Below are 23,246 nucleotides of genomic sequence, written 5' to 3'. Positions count from 1 at the left end.
GTTGCGCAGGAAGGCGAGGGCGGCGCGCACTAGAGCGGCAGCCTGAGGTCGTTGACGACGGCGTCCCGCAACCAGAACACGAATTCCCCCCACACCCCGGTGACCAGCGCGACACCCACGGCGATCAGCATCACCCCGCCGAACACCTGCACCTGGCGGACGTGCGCGCGCAGCCACCCGGTGACCCGCACCGCCCAGCGCGCGCCCAGCGCGATCAACACGAACGGGAGCCCCAGGCCGAGGCAGTAGGCGACCACCAGCACCGCGCCGCGTGCCGTGGCCGAGCCGACCTCGGTGGCGCGGGCCAGGGCGAGGACGCCGGCCAGCGTCGGGCCGACGCACGGCGTCCAGCCGAGCGCGAACACCCCGCCCAGCAGCGGCGCGCCGATCAGCCCGCCGCGTGGCCTGCGGTGGAGGCGGACGTCCTTCTGAAGCGCGGGCACCAGGCCGATGAACACCAGGCCCATGGCGATGGTGATGACACCGCCGATGCGCTGGAACACGTCCGCGTCGAAGTAGAGCGCCTGGGTCAGGCCGAGGACCACGAACGACGTCAGGGCGAACACGACGGTGAACCCGAGCACGAACAACAACGCCGCCCCGGCCACCCGCCACCGACCGGACCGCCGGCCCTCACCCGCCTCGACCGCGGGCGCCTCGGCGCCCACCAGGCCGGCCAGGTAGGCGAGGTACCCCGGCACCAGCGGCACCACGCACGGCGACGCGAAGGAGATCGCGCCCGCGAGCACCGCCACACCCATGGCCAGCACGATCGGGCCGGACACGGCGAGCTGCGTGGGATCCACACGAACAGGGTAAATACGTCACTTCCCGAGCCGCGCGCGGGGTTGGTCGACCCGATCGGCGGAGCCCCGCGCCGGACCACGCGGACCCGGCCGGGAGGTCGGGGGCGCGCGGACCGGGCCGGGAGATCCGGGGGCGGCGGACCACGAGGACGCGGCCGGGAGATCCGGGGAGCGCGGTCCGGGCACCCGGACCGCGCCGGTCACGCCTCGGCGGCCAGCTCGCGCACCAGCGGCAGGAGGTCGGTGGCGATCAGGCCCTCCAGGAACACCGCCGCCACCCGGTGCTGCTTGTCCAGCACGATCGTGGACGGGACGGTGTTCGGCGGCAGGCCCTTGAACGCCAGCAGCGAGCGGCCCGACTCGTCGTAGATCGACGGGTAGCTCAACTTGCGGTTGGCGAGGAAGTCGCGCGGCCCGTCGACCGAACTCTCCTTCACCGCGATGCCCAGCACCTGGACGCCCAGCGGGCCGGTCTCGTCCTGCACCTTCTGCATCTCGGGCGCCTCGGTGCGGCACGGCGGGCACCAGGAGCCCCAGATGTTGACCACCACGACCTTGCCCGCGTAGTCGTCCAACGAGACGTTCTCGCCGTCCACCCGCACGTCCGGCCCGGACAACCCGCGCACGACCTTGCGGTCCGCCGCGTCGTACCGGATGCGCACCTCGCCGTTGGGCGCGACGAACTGGAACTCCGAACCCGCCACCACGGCGTCGTCACCCGTCGAGCACGCCGCCGCGAACAGCAGCAGCACCACCGCCAGCAGCCGCTTCACGCCCCGGTCACCCTCGGGTTCGTCGCGCCCGCGGGCTCGGTGTAGACGAGGCGCACCAGCTCCTCGCCCTCGAACACGAGGCTGGTCAACGACGCCAGCGAGCACTCGCGGCGGCGCGGGTCGTGCCACATCCGCTTGCCCTCCAGGAACCTGCGCAGCGTCCAGATCGGGAGCTGGTGGGACACGCACACCGCCTCGCGCCCCTCGGCCGCGACCCGCGCCCGCTGCACGGCGCCGAGCATCCGGTGCGCGATCTCCAGGTACGGCTCGCCCCACGACGGCCGGAACGGGTTGACCAGCTTCGGCCAGTGCTTCGGCGACCGCAGCGCGCCGTCGCCGACCGACACCTTCAACCCCTCGAACCGGTTGTCCGCCTCGATCAGCCGCTCGTCGACGGCCAGTTCGACGCGGTGCGAGTCGGCGATCGGCGCGGCCGTCTGCCGCGCCCGGTCCAGCGGCGACGCGACGACGTGCGCGATGTCGTGGCCCTTCAGGTGCTCGGCGACGGTCAGGGCCTGCCGCCTGCCCCGCTCGGACAGGTTGAAGCCGGGCAGCCTGCCGTAGAGGACGCCGGTCGGGTTGTGCACCTCGCCGTGGCGCAACATGTGGACGACCGTGCGACCACCGCCGGCGGCCGGCGTGCCGGTCACGGCTTGGCCGCCGCGGCGGCGCGGGCGGCGTGCGTCAGGGCGTCCCCGATCACCGCGAAGTCCTCCTCGGTCATGGCGGCGTTGACGAACCACGCCTCGAACGCGCTCGGCGGCGGGTACACGCCGCGCTCCAGCAACGCGTGGAAGAACGGCGGGAACCGCCAGGTCTGCGCGGCCTGCGCGCCCGCGTAGTCCACCACCTCGTCCTCGGTGAAGAAGACGCTGAGCAGGTTGCCCGCGAACTGCACGCGGTGCGGCACGCCCGCCTCGGTGAGCGCGGCGGTGAACAGGGCGCCCAGGCGGGTCGCATTGGCGTCCAGCGCCAGGTACACGTCGTCGGTGGCGGCACGCAGCGTCGCCAGGCCAGCCGCGACCGCGACCGGGTTCCCGGACAACGTGCCCGCCTGGTAGACGGGGCCGGCCGGGGCGAGCTTCGCCATCACGTCGGCACGCCCGCCGAACGCGGCGGCGGGCAGTCCGCCGGACATGACCTTGCCGAACGTGTACAGGTCGCCCGGCACGTTCTCCAGGCCGAACCAACCGGCGCGGGACACCCGGAAGCCGGTCATCACCTCGTCCACCACCAGCAGCGCGCCGTGGGCGTGGCACAGCTCCAGCAGCTCGGCGTTGTGCTTCGGCGGGACCGCGCCCATGTTGCCCGCCGCCGCCTCGGTGATCACGCACGCGATCTCGTCCGGGTTCTCGGCGAACGCGGCGCGCACGGCCTCGATGTCGTTGTACGGCAGCACGATGGTGTCGGCGGCCTGCGCGCCCGTCACGCCGGGCGAGGTGGGCAGGCCGAGCGTGGCCACGCCGGAGCCCGCCTGGGCGAGCAACGCGTCCACGTGGCCGTGGTAGCAGCCCGCGAACTTCACCACCTTGCGGCGGCCGGTGAAGCCGCGCGCCAGCCGGATCGCGCTCATGGTGGCCTCGGTGCCGGAGTTCACCAGCCGCACCTGGCGCACCGGCGCGACGCGGGCGATGATCTCCTCGGCCAGCTCGATCTCGCCCTCGGTGGGCGTGCCGAACGACAGGCCGCCGGTCGCGGCCTCGCGCACCGCCGCCACGACCCGCGGGTCGGCGTGCCCGAGGATCATCGGCCCCCAGGAGGACACCAGGTCCACGTACCGGTTGCCGTCGGCGTCCCACAGGTGCGGGCCCTCGCCGCGGACCATGAACCGGGGCGTGCCGCCGACCGAGTGGAAGGCCCGGACCGGCGAGTTGACGCCACCGGGGATCACCGCCGACGCGCGCTCGAACAGTGCCTGGGATCGCGTGGAAGTCACGCCCCCAGTCTCACACGTCCGCTTCGACCCCCTGCTGCCGACCACGGGTGCGGATGGCGAGCACCGCCTGCCGCACCGCGTCCAGCAGCAGCACGCCCGCCACCGTGCCGAGACCGATCGCGCCGCCGATCCAGTTGCCCAGGTAGCGGGTGGACTCCAGCGGCGGGTGGTCGTCCAGCGGGTAGCTGTACCGCACGATGCCGCGCTGCCAGCACCAGGCCGCGAGCAGCACCAGCGCCACCGCGGCCACCACCTCGCCCGCCGCCGCGATCGCCCGCTTGGGCTGGTGCAGCTTCGGCGGCTCCGGCAGGCGGTGCGCGGGGGTGGCAGCGGTCACGGTGGTCAGCCTCTCACGACCGGGCCGGCCCCGTCGGGTCAGGACTCCCGACGCGCGAGGAGGCGGTCGAGTTCGACGCGCAACGCGTCGGCGTCCCGCGCCCAGCCCAGCACCACCGCGCCGTCGACCAGCCGCAGCGGCACCGGTTCCGCGCCGCGGGGCAACGCCCAGCCGCCGCCGAGGACCCTCGCACCCGCCCGCGGCTCCACGCCGGACGCGGCGGCGATGTCACGCACCGGCAGCTCTTCTCGGCCCTGGTGCAACGCCACGGGCGTGAGCCGCACGCCGTACACGCGTCGTCGGCCCTGCACCCACAACACCGTCGACACGAACAACACGCACGCCACGAACACCCACAACGCCGGCCAAGCGGACCCGGTCAACGCCTCCACGCCGAACCCGGCCGCCGCGAACACCGGTCCCCACAGCAGCGGCCACCAGGACGCGCCTGCCTCCCGGTACAGGACGGGCTGCTCCATCAGGCGAGGTTCCCCGCGAAGTACCCGCGCGTGCCGGGCAGGAAGCTGAGCACCGCCGCCACGACGGGCAACGCCAGCCGCAGCGCGATCACCACCCACGAACCGGCCGCCACGTCGCCGTCCCGCGCCGCGACGACCGCCGCCGCCACGGCCAGCACGCCGATGACCAGGTGCCCGCCGCACAACGCGATCCGCGCGTAGTAGCTGCCGCCGAGGAACGCGATCGCGCCCCACACGCCGCCGACCGCGAGGCACCCGGTGGCGAACAACGTCATCACCGGCCCGAACCCGCCGAACGCGCCGATCTCGACCACCGTGCGCACCACCGTGCCGACGGGCCACGCCAGCGCCGCGAACAACCACACCACGAAGGCCGCGAACACCACGTTCGGCCGCGTCACGACCGTCGTGCGCTGGTCGACACCACGCATGTGGCCGGGGAACCCGACGGGCTGCGCCGGACCCGCCTGCGGCAGGTGCACCGGGTGCACCGGGTTCTCGTAGGGGTCGAACGGCGGCTGTGTCATCGCACCGCCTTCACGTAGTCGTTGGCCGGCGGCAGGAACATGGTGACCGCGCCCAGCAGCACCGCGCACAGGAACAGCAGCGACCACGCCGTGCCGACCAGCCAGTTCCCGTACGGCACGCCGCCGCTCGCGAACCCGGCGAGCAGGGCCAGGCCGAACAGCAGGGCGGGCACGCCGAGCACGGCGAGCAGCACCCGCGCCCAGTCCCGCCCGGCACGCAGCTTCACCGCGGCGACCACGTACAGCACGGCCGGTGCGGCGAACCCGAGCGCGAACAGCACCGGCGTGAGGCGGGCCGCGAACACCGCGCTGCGGTAGGAGTTGCCGGAGTCCTCGTGGAGGTACCGCACCAGCGCGCCGTCGTCGGTGTAGAACACGGCGGGCAGCAACACGACCACCAGCGCCGTGCCCGCGAGCCAGCTCCAGGACGAGACGGTCAACGCGGCGGGGCGGCGCGGGGCGAACCCGCGCGGGTCGGCCGGCATCGGCAGCGGGTACCCGGCGAAACCGGCCGCACCGCCCGGCAGGTCGACCGGTCGGAACGGCGAGGCGAACGGGTCGGGCTCGGGCATGGCGGGCACTCCGGCGGGGACGCTACTGGGACTGCTGCACCCACTGTGCCGTACCGCGCAGCCACGTGAGCGCGGAACCGGCCGCGAGGAGCAGCAGGACCACCGCGTTCACCCCGGCCGTCCGGGTGAGCACCAGCCACAGGACGTGCGCGAGGGCCAGGGCGGTGAGCGCGCCCCGCGACCACCGCCTGCCCAGCCGCAGGAACCGGGCGAGCACCGCGTACCCGGCCCCGAACAGCACCGCGGCCACCGTGAGCTGCACCAGCAGCGCGGTCACGGTGGACGCGGCGACACCACCCCTGGCCGCGGCCTCGTCCAGCGCACCGCGCCGCACCCACAGGTAGGCGGCGTTGAGCAGGCCGAACGCGGCCAGGGCGTACCACAGCGCGACCGCCGCGCGGGCGGTCGCCGGTGGTCGGGTCACGCCTGGCGCTTGTGGGCGTCGAAGTACGCCTTCGCGTTCGGCATGTACAGCAGCACCACGGCGACGACGCTGGCCAGCGACGTGAGCAGGCCGGACACGGACGCGCCGGTCACCAGGGCGAGCAGGCTCAGGGCGGTGAGCACGGTCAGCACGACCCGCGCCCAGTTCCGGCCGGCTCGCGCCTTGAACGCGAACAACACGTACAACCCGGCGAACACCAGGCCGATCACCACGGCGAACAGGATGCTGGCCGTCACGGCCGCGTCGAACTCGTCCGGCGACAGGCCGCGGGACTGCGGCGACTCGCGCAGCACCTGCGCGATCGCGTCCCGCTGGGTGAGGGCCAGCAACGAGCCCAGCACCGACAGGGCGGCGCCCGCGATCCAGATCCAGAAGGAGATCTGCACCTCCTTGGGCACCGGTAGCGCGGGTCCGCCGCCCGAGCCCTGCAACTCCGACGCGCTCAGCGGCGGGGGCGGGGGGATGTACGGCTGCTGCTGGCCGCCGTTCGGGTCCTGTGGAGTGGTCACGCGGGGAACGCTAGAACCCGGTGGTGTCGCTGTCCACCGCGACAGGCGGACGTTGGACGACCGCAACCGAATCGTCGACAAACGTCGTCCCACCTGCGCGACTTTCGTCGCGTTTACCTTCCCTTGGTGCGGTGAAGGCGGTGACGTGCCCGGCCGCGGGCACGTCACCGGGCCGGTGTCAGCTCATCTTGAAGTAGTGGTTGGCGTCCGGCTTGAACATGAACACCATCGCGGCGACGGTGACCACCAGGGACACCAGCGACAGCAGCGCCTGCACGATGCCGAACAGGCCGATCGAGAACATCAGGCCGAAGCTGGTGAGCCCGGCCAGCCCGCCGATGACGGACAACGCGCCCAGCACGGTCAGCACGATGCGGGCCCAGTTCGCGCCGTTGCGCATCTGGAGCACCACGACGACCCACACCGCGCACAGGACGATGCTGAAGATCGCGCCGCCGTACGCGGGACCGCCGGCGAGGGACTTGTACTCGGGCCCGAGACCCCTGGTCAGCTCGTCGTACAGCGCCTGCGCGGTGATGAAGCTGATGATGCTGGACAGGATGCCGACGCCGGCGCCGACCAGCCACAGCATGAACGCGGCGTCGACCGCGGCCGGGCGCGGCGGGCGCTGGAGTTCACCCGGCGCGAGCGGCGGCGCGGGCGGCGGGTAACCGGGCTGCTGCGGGTAGCCCGGCTGCTGGGGGTAACCGGGCTGCTGCGGGTAACCGGGCTGCTGCGGGTAACCGGGCTGCTGCGGGTACCCGCCGGGCTGCTGCTGGTAGCCGCCCTGCTGCCCGTAGGGGTCCTGAGGAGAGGTCATGCGCGGACCGTAGAAGTGCCGGGGATGCGCGTCGACCGCTAATCACAATCCGTTAGCTACCTGCGGTGTTTTACCGGCGACGGTGCGCTGTGATCGGAAGTACCCGGAAACTGATGGCAGGTACATCAGGACCACGGCGGTCGCGTCCAGCAGCATCGTGGCCACCCCGAAGGCCAGGTCGACCGGCGCGACGGACAGCCCGTAGAACGCGCCCAGGCCCGACACGACGAGGATCAGCCGGGTCACCCCGACCACCGCGCCGACCACGCCGAACACCGTCAACGCGATCCGCGCCCAGTTGCGCCCGCGTGCCATCCGGTTCGCCAGCGCCACGTACACCAGCACCAGCAACCCGCCCATCAGCAAGCCGAGCAGGATGCCGCCGGACACGCCCGCGTCCAGCTCGTCCTGCCCCAGGGTGATCCCCTGCCGCGCCTGCTCCTCGCGGAGCACCTCGATCAACGTGCCCCGGTCGGCGAGCTGCACCAGGAACCGGCCCAGCCCGACCACGGCACTGGCGATCCACAGCCACCGCGCGACGTCGAGCGGCTTCGGCGGCGTCACTCCCGGTCCAGCCAACGCGCCGCCTCCGCGGCCCAGTAGGTCAGCACGATGTCCGCACCCGCCCGCCGGATCGACGTCAGCGTCTCCAGCGCGGTGCGCTCGCGCTCGATCCAGCCGTTGCGGGCGGCGGCCTCGACCATCGCGTACTCGCCGGAGATCTGGTACGCCGCGACCGGCACGTGGGCGATCTCCCGCACGGCGCGCACCACGTCCAGGTACGGCAGCGCGGGCTTCACCATCACCATGTCCGCGCCCTCGGCGAGGTCCAGCTCGACCTCGCGCAACGCCTCGCGGGCGTTGGCCGGGTCCTGCTGGTAGGTCTTGCGGTCGCCCACGAGCTGCGATTCCACCGCTTCGCGGAACGGGCCGTACAACGCGGACGAATACTTGACCGCGTAGGCGAGGATGCCGGTGTCGGTGAACCCGGCGTCGTCGAGCACCCCGCGGATGAAGCCGACCTGGCCGTCCATCATGCCGCTCGGACCCACCACGTGGGCGCCCGCGCGGGCCTGCGCCACGGCCATCTCGCCGTACAGCTCCAGCGTGGCGTCGTTGTCCACCTCGCCGGTGGGCGTGAGCACGCCGCAGTGGCCGTGGTCGGTGAACTCGTCCAGGCAGCAGTCCGACATCAGCACGGTGCTGTCGCCGAGTTCGGCACGCAGGTCGGCCAGAGCGGCGTTGAGGATGCCGTCCGGGTCGGTCGCGCCGGAGCCGACGGCGTCCCGGGTCGCCGGCACGCCGAACAGCATCAGCCCGCCGACACCGGCCTGCACGGCCTCCACGGCGGCTTTGCGCAGTGAATCACGGGTGTGCTGGACGACACCCGGCATGGACTCGATCTCGACCGGCGCCGTCGCGCCCTCCTTCACGAACATCGGCAGCACGAGCTGCCGGGGCCGCAGCGTGGTCTCGGCGACCAGGCGGCGCATCGCGGGGGTGGTGCGCAGTCGACGGGGGCGGTGGGCGGGGAACACGGTCGGCACTCCCAGATGACGGAAAGGGGGTCGGGACCCGCGGGCCCCGACCCCTCGCTTCACGAACGGCGCAGGCGCTTGGTCTTGCGCGGCGGGGGCAGCGCCCCCTCGGCCCGCAACCGGGCCGCGTGCTGCGCGAGCGCGTCGACCAGGGCGGGGACGTTGGCGTCCTCCGGCTGGACGTCGACCCGGAGGCCGAACTCACGCGCGGTCTCGGCGGTCTGCGGGCCGATGCACGCCACCAGGGTGCGCGCGTGCGGCTTGCCCGCGATGCCGACCAGGTTCCGGACCGTGGACGACGAGGTGAAGCACACCGCGTCGAACCCGCCGGACTTGATCATCTCGCGGGTGTCGGCGGGCGGCGGAGCGGCGCGCACGGTGCGGTAGGCCGTGACGTCGTCGATCTCCCAGCCGCGTTCCCGCAGGCCGGCCGCGAGGGTCTCGGTGGCGATGTCGGCACGCGGCAGCAGCACCCGGTCCACCGGGTCCAGGATGTCGTCGTAGGGCGGGAAGTCGGCCAGCAGGCCCTCGGACGACTGCTCGCCGGAGGGCACCAGCTCGGGGATGATCCCGAACGACCGCACCTTGGCCGCCGTCGACTCGCCGACGCACGCGATCTTCACGCCGGAGAACGCCCGCGCGTCCAGGCCGAACTCGCGGAACTTCTCCCACACCGCGCGCACGGCGTTGGTCGAGGTGAACACCACCCACTGGTAGCGGCCGTCGACCAGGCCCTTCACCGAGCGCTCCATCTGCGCCGGGCTGCGCGGCGGCTCGACCGAGATGGTCGGCACCTCCACCGGGATCGCGCCGTGCGAGTGCAGCCGGTCGCTCATCGCGCCCGCCTGCTCCTTGGTGCGCGGCACCAGCACGCGCCAGCCGTACAGGGCCCGCGACTCCCACCAGGACAGCTTCGCGCGACCGGCGACGGCGCTGCCGACCGTGACGACCAGCGGGCCGCCCAGGTCGCCCGCGTCGGCGGCCAGCGACGCCAGCGAGGTGTCCACGGTGCGCTGCCCGAACCCGGTGCCGTCCGCGGTGACGGCGACCGGGGTCTGCGGCGCGACGCCGTGCTCCACCAGGGAGGACGCCGCCTCGGCGAGGTGGCTCGCGGTGGCGTGCAGCACCAGCGTGCCGGGCGCGGCGGCCAGGCTCGCCCAGTCCGTGACGCCGCGGGCGTCGGCCTCGGTGTGCACCGCGCCGAGCGCCACGCCCGCGTACGCGGGCACCGCCGTGCCCGCCGGGACGCCCGGCACCACGTCGAACGCGATCGTCGTCTTGGAGACGGCGTGCGCCTCCTTCACCACGGAGTCCAGCGTCAGCGGGTCGCCCGCCACCAGCCGGACCACGGCGCGGCCGTTCTTCGCCTCGGCCACCATGTCCTTCGCCACGTCGGCGGGGTCGCCGACGGCCGGCCGCACCTCGACGCCGTCCGGGACGAGGGCGACCACCTCGGACGGCACGTCCGGGTCCGTCACCACCAGCTCGGACTTGGCGAGCAGGTCACGGGCGCGGACCGTGAGCAGGCCGGTGTCGCCGGGGCCGGAGCCCACGAAGGCGACGCGGCCGGGGGTCTTGCGTGCGCGGGTCATCAGGGCACTCCCCATCAACTACGCCCCTCCGACCGCGCAGCGGCGAGGCCGGAGAGGTCGAGCAACTCGACGGCCAGCGCGCGGCCGAGTTCCTCTGCTGCGGTCAAGTCACCGGTGGCGGACGCACGGAGGAGGTCGCCGTCCTCCGTCGCCATGACCCCGCGCAGGGACAGGCGGAGGACTGCCGCTCCCTGGTCGTCAAGGTCTTCCACCACATCGGCCAGTGCGCCGACCGGCGCGCTGCACCCCGCTTCGAGCCGGGCCAGCAGGGCCCGCTCGGCGGTGACAGCGGCCCGACTGGCCGAATCGTCGAGCGTGGACCGGAGGAGGTGCTCGGTGTCGACGTCGTCGACGCGGCACTCCACCGCGAGCGCGCCCTGCGCGGGCGCGGGGAGCAGCTGGATGGGCTCCAGGGTCTCGGTGATCTCGGCGACGCGGCCCAGCCGGGAGATGCCGGCGCGGGCCAGCACGACGGCGTCCAGCTCGCCGTCGGTCACCTTGCGGATGCGCGTGTCCACGTTGCCGCGCAGCCCCACGATCTCCAGGCCGAGGCCGAGCGCGGCGAGCTGCGCCGCGCGGCGCGGCGAACCCGTGCCGACCTTCGACCCCGCGGGCAGCTCGCCCAGGGTGAGCCCGTCGCGGGCGACGAGGGCGTCGCGCGGGTCCTCGCGCGGCGGCACGGAGGGCAGGGCCAGGCGCGGGTCGCGCGCGGTCGGCAGGTCCTTGTACGAGTGCACGGCGGCGTCGATCTCACCGCGGGCGAGCGCGTCGCGCAGCGCCGAGGTGAACACCCCGATGCCGATCTCGGGGATCGGCGCGGAGGACCGGTCGCCGGGGGTCGCGATGGTCACGATCTCCACGTCGGCGCCTGCGGCGCGCAACGCGTCGGCCACGTGACCGGTCTGCGCCAGTGCCAGTGCACTGCCGCGGGTGCCGATCCTCAGGGTGCGGTTCACCGCTTCTCACCTTTGGGTCGCGTCGAATGGGGGGTGCTGACGGCGGCGGGTTTCTGCGGGTCGAGGCCGAACAGCTCGCGGAGCGCCTCGGCGTAACCCGCACCGGCCGGGCCGGCGGCCAGCTCCTTCACCCGCACGGTCGGGGTGTGCAGGAGCTTGTCGACCACCCGCCGCACGGTTTTCGCCAGCTCGGCGCGCACCGCGCCGTCCAGCTCGGGCAGCCGCGAGTCCAGCCGCAGCAGCTCCGCGTCGACGACCTCGGCGGCGCGCTTGCGCAGTGCCGTCACGGTCGGCGTCACCTCGGCCGAGCGCTGCCCGGCCAGGTAACCGCGGACCTCCTCGGCCACGATCTCCGCCGCCCGCTGGGCGTCCAGGCCCGCGGGCGCGTCGGACAGGCGGCGTTGCAGGGTCTCCAGGTCGACCACGCGCACGCCGGACAGCAGCTCGGCGGCGGGGTCCACGTCCTTGGGCAGGCCGAGGTCGCACACGACCAGCGGCCGGTCGGGCGCGCGCTCGCCGATCAGCTCGGCGCCGACGACGGTCTCCGCGGAGCCGGTGCAGGCGAACAGGACGTCCGCCCGCGCGATCTCGTCCACCAGGTCGGTCAGGCCGGTCGAACGGGCACGCACGCCGTCCGCCGCCAGCGCGGTGGCCAGGCGCGCGCCGTTGGCGGCGGTGCGGTTGGCGACCACGACCTCGCCGATGCCCGCGCGGCGCAGGTGCGCGGCGGCCAGGCCGCCCATCGAGCCCGCGCCCACGATCAGGGCGGTGCGGCCCGCCAGGCCGCCCAGGGCGCGCGCGGCGTCGGCGAGCGCCTCGGACACCACGGACGCGCCCGCGTGGTCGATGTCGGTGTCGGCGTGCACGCGCTTGCCGACCCGCAGCGCCTGCTGGACCAGCTCGTGCAGGACGCGGCCGACCACGCCCGCCTCGTCCGCCCGGTTGTAGGCGGTGCGGAGCTGGCCGAGGATCTGGGCCTCGCCGACCACCATCGAGTCCAGGCCGCCCGCGACCGAGAACAGGTGTTCCACGGCGGCGGCGGAGTAGTGCACGTACAGGTTCTCGAACAGGTCACCGGGCTCCGCGCCGGACTGCCGGGCGAGCACCTCCACGACCTCGTTCACGCCGCCGTGGAAGCTCTCGACCACGGCGTACACCTCGACCCGGTTGCAGGTCGACAGCAGCACGGCCTCGGACACGCTGGGCGCCTTCAGCAGCTGGTCGAGGACCTTGCCGAGGTCGGCGTCCGCGACGGCGGCGCGTTCCAGCACGGGCACCGGTGTGGTGCGATGGGACAGCCCGACGACCAGGACGCTCATGCCGGCACCGAGCCAGCACCCGACGCGCCACCCGGGGCCGTTCGGCCCACTACCCGCACGATCACGGGCGAATCACCACCCCGTCCACACCGACACCGTTGACGACGTCACCGGCGGCCTCGTCAGCCCGCCGCGCGACGTGGAACGACAGGATCTGCATCTCGACCGCCAGGTCGACCTTGCGCACCTCGACGTAGTCCGGCACTTGGAGCACGACGGGTGCGAAGTTCAGGATGCACTGCACTCCGGCGGATACCAAACGGTCGCAGACCGCCTGAGCCGCCTGCGGGGGCGTCGCGATGACGCCGATCGAGACCTCCCGCTCGGCGCACACGGTGGTGATGTCATCGATGTGGTCGACGGGGATTCCGCCTACCGGCACACCGGTCAGGTCCGGGTCGATGTCGAACAGCGCGGCCACCGGGAACCCCCGGCTGGGGAAGCCGCCGTAGTTGGCCAGCGCGTGACCAAGATTACCGATCCCGACGACCGCGACGGAGTGCTTGCGGGTGAGCCCGAGGATGCGCTCGATGTGGCTCACGAGGACCTCGACGTCGTACCCGACACCCCGCGTGCCGTACGACCCGATGTAGCTGAGGTCCTTGCGGAGCTTCGCCGAGTTGACCCCGGCCGCGCCCGCCAGCTCCTCGCTGGAGATGGTCGTCACGCCCTGCTCGGCCATGCCGGACAGCACCCGCAGGTACACGGCGAGCCGCGCGACGGCCGCCTCCGGGATGGCACGGGCCCGCTCGCGGACGTCGACGGGCGACTCGGCGGGCGGCTTCGAGGTGGTGGTCACGCCCTCGTCACCGTCGCCCCGCCGATCCACCACGCTGGCTCTCCTCGACATCGGAAGCACTGACCCGCCGGGTATCGCCACCAGCGGAGTGACACGCCCACCGTACCGCTTGTGAACGTGTGCACAAAGTCGGCGGCCCGCCGGTTGGTCCCGGTCAACGCCCCCCATGACCCGAAAGTGAGCCGCGCCGCCGCGTGGATACGCGACGGCGCGGAGCACTTTCGGGCGAACTTCACGTGGTGCGGGCCGAACGCCCCTCCGGTTCACCGGATCCGGTGGTCACCGAGGTGTTCCGAGCCCGCCTCGTCCCGGTTCGCCGCGGATCACCCGACCGGGAGGAGGCCGGTCAGGCGAGCGCCGCCCGCAGCCGGTCCTCCTCGACCGACCAGTAGCCGTGCTCGACGCCGTCCACCAGGATCACCGGCACGCGGTCGCCGTACTCGGCACGCAGTTCGCGGTCGCCGTCGACGTCCTGGACCTCCCACGGCACGCCCAGCTCGCCGCAGATCCGCGCCAGGTCGGCGGCGGCCCGTTCGCAGGAGTGGCAGTCGACCCGGCTCAGCAGCGTCACGCGGTGGCTCACCCGACCATCATGGCGCAAGCGGCAGCCGGAGCCGGGCGCGGGCGAGCTTGCCGGTCGGCGAGTGCGGCAGGGCGTGGGCGAACTCCACCTCGGCGGGCACCTTGAACTTCGCCAGCCGGGCCGCGCAGTGCTCCTTCACCGCGTCCTCGGTGAGGTCCGCGCCCTCGCCGAGCACGACGACGACCTTCACCGCCTCGCCGGTCCGGTCGTCCGGCACGCCCACCGCCGCCGCCTCGGCCACGCCCGGCAGCTCGGCGACGACCTGCTCCACCTCGTGCGGGTAGACGTTGAAGCCGTTGACGATGATCAGGTCGCCCGCCCGGTCCACCAGGTGCAGGTCGCCGTCCTCGTCCAGGTAGCCGACGTCGCCGGTGCGGAACCAGCCGGCCGCGTCGGGGCCGTGCGCGCCGTCCGGCCAGTAGCCGCTGAACAGGTTCGCGCCGCGGGCCGCGACCAGGCCGGTGCCCGGCTCGTCCTCGTCCGGGTCGAGCGGCCTGCCGTCGGTGTCCACCAGCCGCACCTCGACACCGGGCAGCGCCCGGCCGACCGAACCGGGTTTCGCGAGCCCGCCGACCAGCGTGGAGGTCAGCACGGGACCGGTCTCGGTCAGGCCGTACCCCTCGTACACGGGCAGGCCGACGACCTGCCGCAACCCGTCCAGCACGCCCGCGGGCAGCGGTGCCGCGCCGGAGGTGAACAACCGCACGGTGGCCAGGTCCTCCCGCAGCCGCTCGGCGGGCTGGGCCAGCACCGCCCGGTACATCGGCGGCACGCCGACCAGCGCGGTCACCCGGTGCTCGCGGATGGCGGTGAGCGCGGCGTCCGCGTCGAACCGCTCCAGCAGCACGGCCGTCGCGCCCGCGCCCGCGACCTGGAGCAGGCCGGGGCCGAGCCCGTAGACGTGGAACAGCGGCAGCGCGAGCAGCACCCGGTCGCCCGCCGCCACCGGCGCGGGGCGCAGCGCGGCGCACTGCTCGACGTTGGCCAGCAGCGCCCGGTGCGACAGCATCGCGCCGCGCGGCACGCCCGACGTGCCGGAGGTGTAGCCGAGCACGGCCACGTCCTCGCCCGAGCCGATCGCCGGGAACGGGTCGCCGGGCACGGGCTCCGGCGCGGGCAGCACCTCGGCGTCGGTGCCGCCGCCGTCGCCGACCAGCAGCCGCGCGCCGCTGTCGGCGACGATCCGCTGGAGTTCGCGGGCGGGCTGCCCGGGACCGGTGGGCACCACGACACCGCCCGCGCGCAACGCGCCGAACACGGCGACGCAGAACGCGAGACCGGTCGGCAGCCGCACCACGACGCGGTCACCGGGCGTGAGGCCGGCGTCCACCAGGCGGTGGGCCTCGCGATCCACGAACGCGTCGAACTCCTCCCAGGTACAGCTGTTCGCAGTCGTGACATCGACCAGTGCCACGTGCTTGGGTCCACGGTGCGCGGAGGCGCGAACCAGGTCGGCGACGTTGCGATCGGGAACGGTCAAGTCGACCTCCTGGTTTACCGGAGCGGACCTCAGCGCAGTCTGTCACGCGCGGGCGGCGGCACGCAGGGCCCGCAACACGCGCGTGACCAGCCGACAACTCAACGCTACCTACTACGGAGTAACAACACGTATGCTGCCCGGACGGCGACTCTGTGGAGGTGCCGCGAGCCGATGACCGCGAGCGCGCGCGACAAGACGGTCCGAGCACTCCGCTCGATGTGGGGCGCGGGGAGCCGGTCCAGCACGATCGAGGGCGTGGAGACCGAGCCGTGGGACCTCGTGCGTGCCGCCCAAGCCGGCGACACGGACGCGTTCGGCGCCCTGTACGACCGGTACGTGGACGTGGTCTTCCGGTACGTGCTGTTCCGGGTCGGCGACCGCACCCTCGCCGAGGACGTCACCAGCGAGACGTTCCTGCGCGCGCTGCGCAGCATCGGCTCCATCAGCTACCAGGGCCGGGACGTCGGCGCGTGGTTCGTCACGATCGCGCGCAACATCGTCTTCGACCACGTGAAGTCCAGCCGGTACCGGTTGGAGGTCACCACCGCGGAGCCCGCCGACAACCGCGAGGTCACCAGCGGTCCCGAGCAGGAGGTGCTGACCGACGCGGCCAACGCCGAGCTGCTGCGCTGCATCGCCCAGTTAGGCGAGGACCAGCGGGAATGCATCACTCTCCGTTTCATCCAGGGCTTGTCCGTGGCGGAGACGGCCGCGAAGATGGGGCGCAACGAAGGCGCCGTCAAGGCCCTGCAACACCGCGCGGTGCGCCGACTGGCCCAACTGCTGCCGAACTGGCTGCGGTGAACGCCGGTCCGCGTAACCCGGGCGCCGCCGGATTCGTTGCTCCGGGCGGGAACACCTGACGAGTCGGTGCGGGATGGTGGGCAGAGGGATCACGCCGCTAGGGCGTCACAGGCAGCGCGAGCGGTTCGCCCGCGCCGTCGAGGCGCTGCCCGACGAGGTCGACCCGGCGTTCGCCGACGAGCTGGCCGTGGTGGCGTTGTTGCGGGAAGCCGCAGCGTCGAGCGGCCCGGACGAGGCGACCAGGGCCCGGATGCGGGAACGGGTGCTCGGCGCGAGCCCGGCCCCGCTGACGGCGGTCGACCCGCGACGCCACCGCGGCGGCGGAGCACGCGGTCGCCTGGCCGTGGCCCTGGCCGCCGCGTTGTGCCTGGTGTTCTCACTCGTCGGGATGAGCCTCCTGCTGTCCCGCGACGCATTGCCGGGTGACGCGCTGTACGGCGTCAAGCGCACCGCCGAGTCGGCCACGCTGGGCCTGACCTTCGGCGAGGAGTCCAAGGGCTACAAGCGCCTGGAGTTCGCCTCCGCCCGGGTCGCGGAGATCGAGACCATGGCCGACCGCTACCGCGACTCCGGCGGCGGCCCGCTGGGCGGTTACCTCTCCGCGTTGACCGATTTCGACGCCGACGCCGCGGCCGGTTCCCGCGTGCTGGCCGCGCACGGCGCGACCGCCGACCGCGCGGCGCTGGACGGACTGCGCGACTGGGCGACGGCCCAGTCGACGCGGCTGACCGACCTGCGCGGCCGGCTGCCCTCCGACGCGGCCGGACGGACGGGCACCTCCCTCGAACTGCTGGGCCGCATCGAACGACGCGCGATCGACCTGGCGGCGAGGACCACCTGCCCCACCACCGACCGCTTCGACGAGATCGGCCCACTGCCCGCGACCGACGACTGCGCCCCACCACCCACCGCCACCACCGCCGCCCCACCACCACGCGCGACGACAACGGCGGCGGCAGGCACCCCCGTACCCCCGCCGAACCAGCCGCCACCCACCGGCGCACCCGCGACCTCGGCCCCACCGCAGGCCCCACCACCCGCCACCGGCGCACCGACGACCCCCGCACGCCCGACCGCGCCCCTGCCACCGGTCGACACCACGACGCCGCCGATCCAACTCCCGACGCTGACCCTGCCCATCCCCCTGCCCGGCCTGACCGGCTGACCCACCGCCGCCCCGAGCCGCGCCGGGGGGACCGGACCGCGGCAGCCGGCGGAACGGTTGGTTGGTCTCAGTGCCTGATCGCTACCCTGTCCCCATCGGACGCTGGGAGCTGTCCCCATCGGACGCTGGGAGGCGCTGACGTGGTGAAAAGGCGTGTCGTGGAGGGCTCGGCCGAGCGGGAGAGGCGTGCCGCGCTGGCCGGTGAAGCCTCGGCCGAGGCCGCGCTGGCCGGCGCGCGCGAGGACACCCCGACGACGGACCTGACCGCCGCCGCGTTCTTCGACGTGGACAACACGATGATGATGGGCGCGTCGATCTTCCACTTCGCGCGCGGCCTGGCGGCGCGCAAATACTTCAAGAACTCCGACCTGGCCGGGTTCGCGTGGCAGCAGATCAAGTTCCGGGTGGGCGGGCGCGAGGACCCGCAGAGCGTGAAGGCGTCCCGCGAGCAGGCGTTGTCGTTCGTGGCGGGCCGGTCGGTGGCGGAGCTGGTCAGCCTCGGCGAGGAGATCTACGACGAGCTGATGGCCGACAAGATCTGGACCGGCACGCAGGCCCTGGCGCGGATGCACCTGGACGCCGGCCAGCGGGTCTGGCTGGTCACCGCCACCCCCGTCGAACTCGCCCGCATCATCGCCCGCCGGCTCGGCCTCACCGGCGCGCTGGGCACCGTGTCGGAGAGCGAGAACGGCATCTACACCGGCAAGCTGGTGGGCGACCTCCTGCACGGCCGCGCGAAGGCGCACGCGGTGCGCGCCCTGGCCGCGAAGGAGGGCCTGGACCTGCGCCGCTGCACCGCGTACTCGGACTCGGTGAACGACGTCCCGATGCTGTCGGTGGTCGGCACCGCGGTCGCGGTCAACCCGGACTCGGGCCTGCGCGACACGGCCCGCCAGCGGGGCTGGGAGATCCGCGACTTCCGCACCGGCCGCAAGGCCGCGCGGATCGGCGTGCCGTCCGTGCTGGGCGCGGGCGCCCTGGCGGGCGCCATCGCGGCCGGCCTCGCCTACCGCCGCCGTGGCTGACCGCCAAGCGCACCGGCGACCGGAACCGCCGGCACGTCCGGCCTGATCAACGCCCTGGCGCAGAGCACCTGGTCGACCGCACCGCGGCCCCGGCCCGGGTGGTCGTCATCCCGAGAAGACGTTCCGCCTCTGCGTGAGCAGCCGGTACAGGGTCTGCTGGATGGTCTCCCGCACCTGGTCGGTCAGGTTGAACACCAGCATCGGGTCGTCCGCGGCGTGCTCGCCGAACCCGTCGGTCGGGATGGGCTCGCCGAACTCGATGTACCACTTGGACGGCAGCGGCACGGCGCCGAGGGGGCCCAGCAGCGGGAAGAACGGCGTCACCGGGAAGTAGGGCAGGCCGAACAGCCGGGCCAGGGCCTTCACGTCGCCGATCTTGGGGTAGATCTCCTCGGCGCCCACGATCGCGCACGGGATGATCGGCACGCCCGCGTTCAACGCCGCCGACACGAACCCGCCGCGGCCGAACCGCTGGAGCTTGTACCGGTCCTTGAACGGCTTCCCGATGCCCTTGAAGCCCTCCGGCCAGACGCCCACCAGCTCACCGGCCCGCAGCAGCCGGTCGGCGTCGGGGGTGCAGGCCAGCGTCTGCCCGGACTTGCGGGCCAGCGCGCCCAGCACGGGCGTCTTGAACACCAGGTCCGCGCCCAGCATCCGCAGGTGCCGCCCCGCCGGGTGCTCGGCACGCACCGCGTAGGCGGTCATCACGCCGTCCAGGGGCAGCGTGCCGGAGTGGTTGGCGACGATCAGCGCACCGCCCGTCGCGGGCACGTGGTGCACGCCGGTGGTGTCCACCCGGAACCACTTCTCGTACAGCGGGCGCAGCGGCGGCATCAGCAGGTGGTCCGTGAGGTCGGCGTCGAAGCCGAACTCGTCCACCTCGTACTCGCCACGCAGCCGTCGCCGCACGAACGCCAGGAACTCGGCGAGCCGCTCCTCCCGGTCCGCCGTCACCGCAGCCTCGCCGCCGCGTCGAGCACGCCGCGCTCCACCGACTCCACCAGGCCGGGGTCGATCAGCGGGCGCAGGCCCCGCCCGTGCACGTAGTCGTCGAACGCCTGGCGCGTGGTCCACCGGGGCGTGAAGCCGAACTCGCGCTTGAGCAGCCCGGTGTCCACCACGCGGCCCCAGTTGAGGAACCGCAGCTGGTCGGGCGAGAAGTCCACCAGGCGCGCGCTGCGGAACACCCGCCCCACCACGGGCACCGCCGCGCTCGGCACGGGCAGCGGCAGCCGGCCCGCACGCCGGATGGCCTGCGACAGCAGCAGCACCCCGTCACCGCCCACGTTGAACACGCCCGGCAGGTCGTGCCGCGCGGCCCGCTCCAGCACGGCCAGCGCGTCGGCCGAGTGCAGCAGCTGCACGCGCGCGTCGTAGCCCATGATCGTCGGCACCACGGGCAGGGCGAAGTACCTGGTCAGCACGGTGTCGATGCGGGGGCCGATGAAGTTGGTGAAGCGCAGCGCCGTGACCACCACGTCGGGCCGGCGGCGGGCGAACCCGCGCACGTAGCCCTCGACCTCGACGGCGTCCTTCGCGTAACCGCTGGACGGGAGGTCCTTGGGGCCCATGTCCTCGGTGAACACCGCCGGGTCCCGCGACGACGACCCGTAGACGGCGCTGGTCGACTTCACCACCAGCTTGCGCACGTGCGGCGACTTCTGGCACGCGGCCAGCAGCTGCATCGTGCCGATGACGTTCATCTCCTTCATCACCGACCGCCCGCCGGGTCCGCCGGGGTCGGCGGTCACCGAGGCGTGCACGACGGTGTCGACGCGTGCCGACGCGACGACCTTGGCGATGAGCGGGTTGCGGATGTCGGCGCGGACGAACTCGGCCCGCCCCATGCGCCGCAGCAGGTCACGCGAGGGCGGCTCGGTGTCCACGCCCAGCACCCGCTCGACGTCGGGGTCGGCCGCGAACCGCGCGACGAGGTGGCCGCCGAGGAAGCGGCTGCAACCGGTGACCAGAACGACCTTGGGTGCCATCGCCCAGGATGCTACCCACCACCGGGGACGCGGAAGCGCCGGTCCCCGCGGGGGAACCGGCGCCCGAAAGACCCGCCGGGCCGCCGGGCACGCGCCCAGCCGGCCCGATGACCCCTACTTGCCGCGCTTGCGACGCTGGACGCGCGTCTTGCGCAGCAGCTTGCGGTGCTTCTTCTTCGACATGCGCTTGCGGCGCTTCTTGATGACCGAGCCCATGCGGGTCCCTCACTCACTAGACGTCAGGTGTTTCCACGCGCCGGTGGAGACACCCAACGGTAGGGCGCGCCGACACCAGGCACGAACGGCCTGTCAGTTTACCCGGCTGCCGGCGCCGACCCTCACCCGGCGTCGAAGTAGGCGTTCCTCAGGTACTCGTGCACCGCCTTCTCCGGCACCCGGAACGACTTGCCGACGCGCACGGCGGTCAGCTCGCCCGAGTGCACCAGCCGGTACACCGTCATCTTCGACACCCGCATCACCAGCGCAACCTCGGCGACGGTCAGGAACTTGACCTGGACCAGGGATGCTCGATCGTTCTCCTCCGGCATGTTCACCGCGTCCTTCGACACGCGTCGTGCCGTCGGCTTCCCCACCGACGGTTCGACACGCACGTGCTGCCCTGAGAGTAACGGGACAGGTGGGACTGGTGCGACGGCCAATGGCGGGATCAGTCCCCCTCGTGGGCGCGTCCCAGTTCCACCGAACGGTCGCGGGCGGCTTCGATGGCGGCGAGCATCGCGGCCCGCACGCCGTGCTTCTCCAGCTCGCGGATGGCCGTGATCGTGGTGCCGCCCGGCGAGGTGACCGCCTCGCGCAGGATCACCGGGTGCTGGTCGCCCTGGTCCAACATCGACGCCGCGCCCACCGCGGACTGGATGATCAACCGGGTGGCCAGGTCGCGCGGGATGCCGAGCAGGATGCCGGCGTCGATCATCGCCTCGACGAGGAAGAAGAAGTACGCCGGCCCCGAGCCGGACAACGCGGTGACGGCGTCCTGCTGCTTCTCGGGGACCCGCGCCACCTTGCCGACGGTCGACAGCAACTCCTCGACCAGGACCAGGTGCTCCTCCCCGGCGAAACGGCCGGCGGAAATGGCGCTCATCGCCTGACCCACCACCATCGGCGTGTTGGGCATGACCCGCACCACCGGCGTGCCACCGGGCAACCGCGCCTCGAACAACGAGGTGGGCAACCCGGCGCACAGGGAAACGATCAAAACCCCGGGCCGCACCACAGGCGCGAGTTCGTCCAACAACGGCCCGATGTCCTGCGGCTTCACGGCAACCACCAGCACATCGGCCCGACCCGCAGCCCCGGCCACATCGGTACCGTCAACGCCGTACCGGTCCCGCAACGAAACCGCCCGCTCAGGGTGCTTTTCCGTGAACAACAGCCGATCGGCAGCCCACCCCCCTTGCAACAGGCCGGAGAGCAACGCCTCCCCGATCTTCCCGGCCCCAAGCACAGCAATAGTCGTAGTAGTAGACGTCGTCATACCCCCAGTTTCCCACGAGCGAATTCCGCCGAAGGCACGACACACCACCTCCGTCGTGTTCTCCCCGTATGGCCTGCGCGCCAGCGAACCGCGCTCGTTCCCTGGGCGCAAACACGCTTTTCGTTTGCGCCCAGGGAACGAGTGTGGTTGTCTTGACCAGGCCATACGGGGAGAACACGACGGCGCTCTTCCAGTTCTCCTTGGCGGCCTGCCAAGCGGCGAGCGTCGCTTTTAATCCAATGCGCTCTCTGGTTGGCCGGGGATGCCAGGCACGCAAGAACCCAGGCACCACGCCGGCACGCAAGAACCCAGGCACCACGCCGGCACGCAAGAAGCCCAGGCACCACGATGCCGGGCACCACGAGCCCGGGCACCATGAAGCCAGGCACTCAAGAACCCAGGCACCACGATGCCGGGCACTGCGAACCCAGCCGCTCAAGAAGCCCAGGCACGCAAGAAGCCCGCCGCTCAAGCGGCCCCGCCACTCACCCGGCAGGCGTCAACGCCAACTGCCGAGCCTGACAAACCAGCCGCCCAGCGGCGTCGATCACCACGAAGTCCTCGTCGAACCACTGCCCGTGCACGGCACTGCTGGACACGCGCACCCGCAACCACCCCGAAGCGGGTTCCGCCCGCAGGAGCGCCGTCAACTGCACGGTGGGCGACCACCCGAACCGCCCCAGGTTGAACGTCACCGGCATGGAGATGTCCCCGGCGACCAAAGCGAAGTACGGGTCCGGCCGCTCCCCGAACGGGCGGACCCACAACGTCAACGACAGCGGGTCGCCGATCTTCCCGGTGAGGAACCCGGCACCCTCCGCCGCGAGCCGGACGTCGCACACCGCGCCCAGCTTGTACACGCCTCCCGCGCCCAACGTGGCCAGGTCGACGGCGTCCGCCGGCGGCGCAGCCGGGACGTCCGGCAGGTCGGCGTAGTCCGGGGTCTGGGCGGGCATCCGGCCCACCGTCACGGACGTCTCGACACACGGCCGACCACGCTGCTCCAGCACGCAGTTCACCACCGTGGCGGTCCGGCCGGCCTTGCGCACGTCGGTCCGCAGCAGCACCGGCCCGACCTCCGGCGCGCGCAGGAACTGCGCGCTCACCGCCAGCGGCGACAACGCCTCCGCGCCGGGCACCGCTCCTTCGGCGGCGTGCACCGCGGCCCGCGCCGCCAGCGCGAGCAGGAACCCGCCGTGCGGTTTCGGCCCGATCGTCCACTCGCCGGGCAGCGACGCCGTGTACGTGCCGTCGCCCAACGGGCGCACGGCACTGGCAGCAGAGAACGTCACAGCACT

At 73.0% G+C, this 23,246-nt stretch carries 27 protein-coding genes and 1 pseudogene; 3 read left to right on the top strand and 25 right to left on the bottom strand.

The features are described from left to right. Positions 1–29: 29 nt before the first annotated feature. The 19 genes from KZQ38_RS01705 to KZQ38_RS01615 form a co-directional block, all read right to left on the bottom strand. Positions 30–761 carry a cytochrome c biogenesis CcdA family protein gene (locus KZQ38_RS01705; RefSeq protein WP_219439261.1) on the bottom strand — a complete coding sequence of 244 codons (732 nt, stop codon included), beginning with the start codon at positions 759–761 and terminating at the stop codon, positions 30–32. A gap of 245 nt (positions 762–1,006) precedes the next feature. Continuing rightward, positions 1,007–1,579, bottom strand: coding sequence for a TlpA disulfide reductase family protein (locus tag KZQ38_RS01700; protein ID WP_219437679.1), 573 nt, complete (start codon positions 1,577–1,579; stop codon positions 1,007–1,009). After that, on the bottom strand, positions 1,576–2,184 hold the full coding sequence (locus tag KZQ38_RS01695; protein ID WP_219437677.1) for a histidine phosphatase family protein: 609 nt from the start codon (positions 2,182–2,184) through the stop codon (positions 1,576–1,578). The genes KZQ38_RS01700 and KZQ38_RS01695 overlap by 4 nt, the downstream gene beginning before the upstream one ends. 41 nt (positions 2,185–2,225) lie before the next feature. Further along, a complete protein-coding gene (gene hemL, locus KZQ38_RS01690) occupies positions 2,226–3,515 on the bottom strand; it encodes a glutamate-1-semialdehyde 2,1-aminomutase (RefSeq protein WP_219437675.1) in 1,290 nt (429 codons plus the stop codon). 10 nt (positions 3,516–3,525) lie between these two features. Further along, complete coding sequence (locus KZQ38_RS01685; protein WP_219437673.1) at positions 3,526–3,852, bottom strand: hypothetical protein; 327 nt, start codon at positions 3,850–3,852, stop codon at positions 3,526–3,528. A 38-nt stretch (positions 3,853–3,890) separates the two neighbouring features. Then, positions 3,891–4,331, bottom strand: coding sequence for a transport-regulating membrane protein Mce1N (gene mce1N / locus KZQ38_RS01680; protein ID WP_219437671.1), 441 nt, complete (start codon positions 4,329–4,331; stop codon positions 3,891–3,893). Next, positions 4,331–4,858 (bottom strand): hypothetical protein, encoded by a 528-nt coding sequence (locus tag KZQ38_RS01675; RefSeq protein ID WP_219437669.1) that lies wholly within the window; start codon positions 4,856–4,858, stop codon positions 4,331–4,333. Before KZQ38_RS01675 ends, mce1N begins: the two co-directional genes overlap by 1 nt. Continuing rightward, positions 4,855–5,430, bottom strand: a complete 576-nt coding sequence (locus KZQ38_RS01670) for a hypothetical protein (RefSeq protein ID WP_219437667.1) — start codon at positions 5,428–5,430, stop codon at positions 4,855–4,857. Before KZQ38_RS01670 ends, KZQ38_RS01675 begins: the two co-directional genes overlap by 4 nt. 22 nt (positions 5,431–5,452) lie before the next feature. Next, positions 5,453–5,854: a hypothetical protein gene (locus KZQ38_RS01665; RefSeq protein ID WP_219437665.1), complete on the bottom strand. Its 402-nt coding sequence runs from the start codon at positions 5,852–5,854 to the stop codon at positions 5,453–5,455. Then, positions 5,851–6,384, bottom strand: coding sequence for a hypothetical protein (locus KZQ38_RS01660; protein ID WP_219437663.1), 534 nt, complete (start codon positions 6,382–6,384; stop codon positions 5,851–5,853). Before KZQ38_RS01660 ends, KZQ38_RS01665 begins: the two co-directional genes overlap by 4 nt. 178 nt (positions 6,385–6,562) lie before the next feature. Beyond that, positions 6,563–7,204, bottom strand: coding sequence for a hypothetical protein (locus KZQ38_RS01655; RefSeq protein WP_219437661.1), 642 nt, complete (start codon positions 7,202–7,204; stop codon positions 6,563–6,565). A 42-nt stretch (positions 7,205–7,246) separates the two neighbouring features. Beyond that, entirely contained in the window at positions 7,247–7,768 is a 522-nt protein-coding gene (locus KZQ38_RS01650; RefSeq protein WP_219437659.1) for a hypothetical protein, read from the bottom strand. Beyond that, positions 7,765–8,742 (bottom strand): porphobilinogen synthase, encoded by a 978-nt coding sequence (gene hemB / locus KZQ38_RS01645; protein ID WP_219439259.1) that lies wholly within the window; start codon positions 8,740–8,742, stop codon positions 7,765–7,767. The genes KZQ38_RS01650 and hemB overlap by 4 nt, the downstream gene beginning before the upstream one ends. 59 nt (positions 8,743–8,801) lie before the next feature. Then, on the bottom strand, positions 8,802–10,334 hold the full coding sequence (locus KZQ38_RS01640; protein ID WP_219437657.1) for a bifunctional uroporphyrinogen-III C-methyltransferase/uroporphyrinogen-III synthase: 1,533 nt from the start codon (positions 10,332–10,334) through the stop codon (positions 8,802–8,804). Positions 10,335–10,348: 14 nt separating this feature from the next. Then, positions 10,349–11,290, bottom strand: coding sequence for a hydroxymethylbilane synthase (gene hemC / locus KZQ38_RS01635; RefSeq protein ID WP_219437654.1), 942 nt, complete (start codon positions 11,288–11,290; stop codon positions 10,349–10,351). Next, positions 11,287–12,609 carry a glutamyl-tRNA reductase gene (locus tag KZQ38_RS01630; protein WP_219437652.1) on the bottom strand — a complete coding sequence of 441 codons (1,323 nt, stop codon included), beginning with the start codon at positions 12,607–12,609 and terminating at the stop codon, positions 11,287–11,289. The genes hemC and KZQ38_RS01630 overlap by 4 nt, the downstream gene beginning before the upstream one ends. Positions 12,610–12,670: 61 nt before the next feature. Beyond that, on the bottom strand, positions 12,671–13,459 hold the full coding sequence (locus KZQ38_RS01625; RefSeq protein WP_257900565.1) for a redox-sensing transcriptional repressor Rex: 789 nt from the start codon (positions 13,457–13,459) through the stop codon (positions 12,671–12,673). Between the two features lie 295 nt (positions 13,460–13,754). Continuing rightward, positions 13,755–13,991: a glutaredoxin family protein gene (locus KZQ38_RS01620; RefSeq protein WP_219437648.1), complete on the bottom strand. Its 237-nt coding sequence runs from the start codon at positions 13,989–13,991 to the stop codon at positions 13,755–13,757. 7 nt (positions 13,992–13,998) lie between these two features. Continuing rightward, on the bottom strand, positions 13,999–15,471 hold the full coding sequence (locus KZQ38_RS01615; protein ID WP_219437646.1) for an AMP-binding protein: 1,473 nt from the start codon (positions 15,469–15,471) through the stop codon (positions 13,999–14,001). Between the two features lie 216 nt (positions 15,472–15,687). On the opposite strand from KZQ38_RS01615, the gene KZQ38_RS01610 reads away from it, so the two are divergent. The 3 genes from KZQ38_RS01610 to KZQ38_RS01600 all read left to right on the top strand — a co-directional run bounded on the left by KZQ38_RS01610 (position 15,688) and on the right by KZQ38_RS01600 (position 18,465). Next, on the top strand, positions 15,688–16,275 hold the full coding sequence (locus KZQ38_RS01610) for a sigma-70 family RNA polymerase sigma factor (RefSeq protein ID WP_257900695.1): 588 nt from the start codon (positions 15,688–15,690) through the stop codon (positions 16,273–16,275). 73 nt (positions 16,276–16,348) lie between these two features. Next, positions 16,349–17,440, top strand: a complete 1,092-nt coding sequence (locus KZQ38_RS01605; RefSeq protein ID WP_219437641.1) for a DUF5667 domain-containing protein — start codon at positions 16,349–16,351, stop codon at positions 17,438–17,440. A 140-nt stretch (positions 17,441–17,580) separates the two neighbouring features. Beyond that, the gene (locus KZQ38_RS01600; protein WP_219437639.1) at positions 17,581–18,465 is read left to right on the top strand and encodes an HAD family hydrolase; all 885 of its coding nucleotides are present in this window, start codon (positions 17,581–17,583) and stop codon (positions 18,463–18,465) included. 105 nt (positions 18,466–18,570) lie between these two features. On the opposite strand, the gene KZQ38_RS01595 is transcribed toward KZQ38_RS01600, so the two are convergent. The 6 genes and pseudogenes from KZQ38_RS01595 to KZQ38_RS01570 all read right to left on the bottom strand — a co-directional run bounded on the left by KZQ38_RS01595 (position 18,571) and on the right by KZQ38_RS01570 (position 23,240). Then, complete coding sequence (locus KZQ38_RS01595; RefSeq protein WP_257900693.1) at positions 18,571–19,596, bottom strand: lysophospholipid acyltransferase family protein; 1,026 nt, start codon at positions 19,594–19,596, stop codon at positions 18,571–18,573. A 209-nt stretch (positions 19,597–19,805) separates the two neighbouring features. Continuing rightward, positions 19,806–20,453: pseudogene (locus tag KZQ38_RS01590) on the bottom strand (NAD-dependent epimerase/dehydratase family protein); the annotation flags it as partial. 114 nt (positions 20,454–20,567) lie between these two features. Continuing rightward, a complete protein-coding gene (locus KZQ38_RS01585) occupies positions 20,568–20,669 on the bottom strand; it encodes a 30S ribosomal protein bS22 (protein WP_015105422.1) in 102 nt (33 codons plus the stop codon). A gap of 122 nt (positions 20,670–20,791) precedes the next feature. After that, complete coding sequence (locus tag KZQ38_RS01580) at positions 20,792–21,001, bottom strand: helix-turn-helix domain-containing protein (RefSeq protein ID WP_219439257.1); 210 nt, start codon at positions 20,999–21,001, stop codon at positions 20,792–20,794. Positions 21,002–21,120: 119 nt separating this feature from the next. Continuing rightward, positions 21,121–21,948 carry a pyrroline-5-carboxylate reductase gene (gene proC / locus KZQ38_RS01575; protein WP_219437633.1) on the bottom strand — a complete coding sequence of 276 codons (828 nt, stop codon included), beginning with the start codon at positions 21,946–21,948 and terminating at the stop codon, positions 21,121–21,123. 485 nt (positions 21,949–22,433) lie between these two features. Beyond that, positions 22,434–23,240: a thioesterase family protein gene (locus KZQ38_RS01570; protein WP_219437631.1), complete on the bottom strand. Its 807-nt coding sequence runs from the start codon at positions 23,238–23,240 to the stop codon at positions 22,434–22,436. Between the last annotated feature and the right edge of the window lie 6 nt (positions 23,241–23,246).

Source organism: Saccharothrix obliqua (genome assembly GCF_019375475.1).
In the GTDB taxonomy this organism is placed as follows: Bacteria; Actinomycetota; Actinomycetes; order Mycobacteriales; family Pseudonocardiaceae; genus Actinosynnema; species Actinosynnema obliqua.
The sequence above is the reverse complement of the archived record's forward strand: the minus strand, read 5'-3'. Positions and strand labels throughout refer to the sequence as shown.

Coding starts and splice junctions, on each gene's coding strand:
- KZQ38_RS01655 (WP_219437661.1), bottom strand. CDS start 7,204: ATGACCTCTCCTCAGGACCCCTACGGGCAGCAGGGCGGCTACCAGCAG.
- KZQ38_RS01585 (WP_015105422.1), bottom strand. CDS start 20,669: ATGGGCTCGGTCATCAAGAAGCGCCGCAAGCGCATGTCGAAGAAGAAG.
- KZQ38_RS01705 (WP_219439261.1), bottom strand. CDS start 761: ATGGGTGTGGCGGTGCTCGCGGGCGCGATCTCCTTCGCGTCGCCGTGC.
- KZQ38_RS01670 (WP_219437667.1), bottom strand. CDS start 5,430: ATGCCCGAGCCCGACCCGTTCGCCTCGCCGTTCCGACCGGTCGACCTG.
- proC (WP_219437633.1), bottom strand. CDS start 21,948: ATGACGACGTCTACTACTACGACTATTGCTGTGCTTGGGGCCGGGAAG.
- KZQ38_RS01605 (WP_219437641.1), top strand. CDS start 16,349: ATGGTGGGCAGAGGGATCACGCCGCTAGGGCGTCACAGGCAGCGCGAG.
- KZQ38_RS01630 (WP_219437652.1), bottom strand. CDS start 12,609: ATGAGCGTCCTGGTCGTCGGGCTGTCCCATCGCACCACACCGGTGCCC.
- KZQ38_RS01625 (WP_257900565.1), bottom strand. CDS start 13,459: ATGTCGAGGAGAGCCAGCGTGGTGGATCGGCGGGGCGACGGTGACGAG.
- KZQ38_RS01610 (WP_257900695.1), top strand. CDS start 15,688: ATGTGGGGCGCGGGGAGCCGGTCCAGCACGATCGAGGGCGTGGAGACC.
- KZQ38_RS01640 (WP_219437657.1), bottom strand. CDS start 10,334: ATGACCCGCGCACGCAAGACCCCCGGCCGCGTCGCCTTCGTGGGCTCC.
- KZQ38_RS01675 (WP_219437669.1), bottom strand. CDS start 4,858: ATGACACAGCCGCCGTTCGACCCCTACGAGAACCCGGTGCACCCGGTG.
- mce1N (WP_219437671.1), bottom strand. CDS start 4,331: ATGGAGCAGCCCGTCCTGTACCGGGAGGCAGGCGCGTCCTGGTGGCCG.
- KZQ38_RS01695 (WP_219437677.1), bottom strand. CDS start 2,184: ATGTTGCGCCACGGCGAGGTGCACAACCCGACCGGCGTCCTCTACGGC.
- KZQ38_RS01580 (WP_219439257.1), bottom strand. CDS start 21,001: ATGCCGGAGGAGAACGATCGAGCATCCCTGGTCCAGGTCAAGTTCCTG.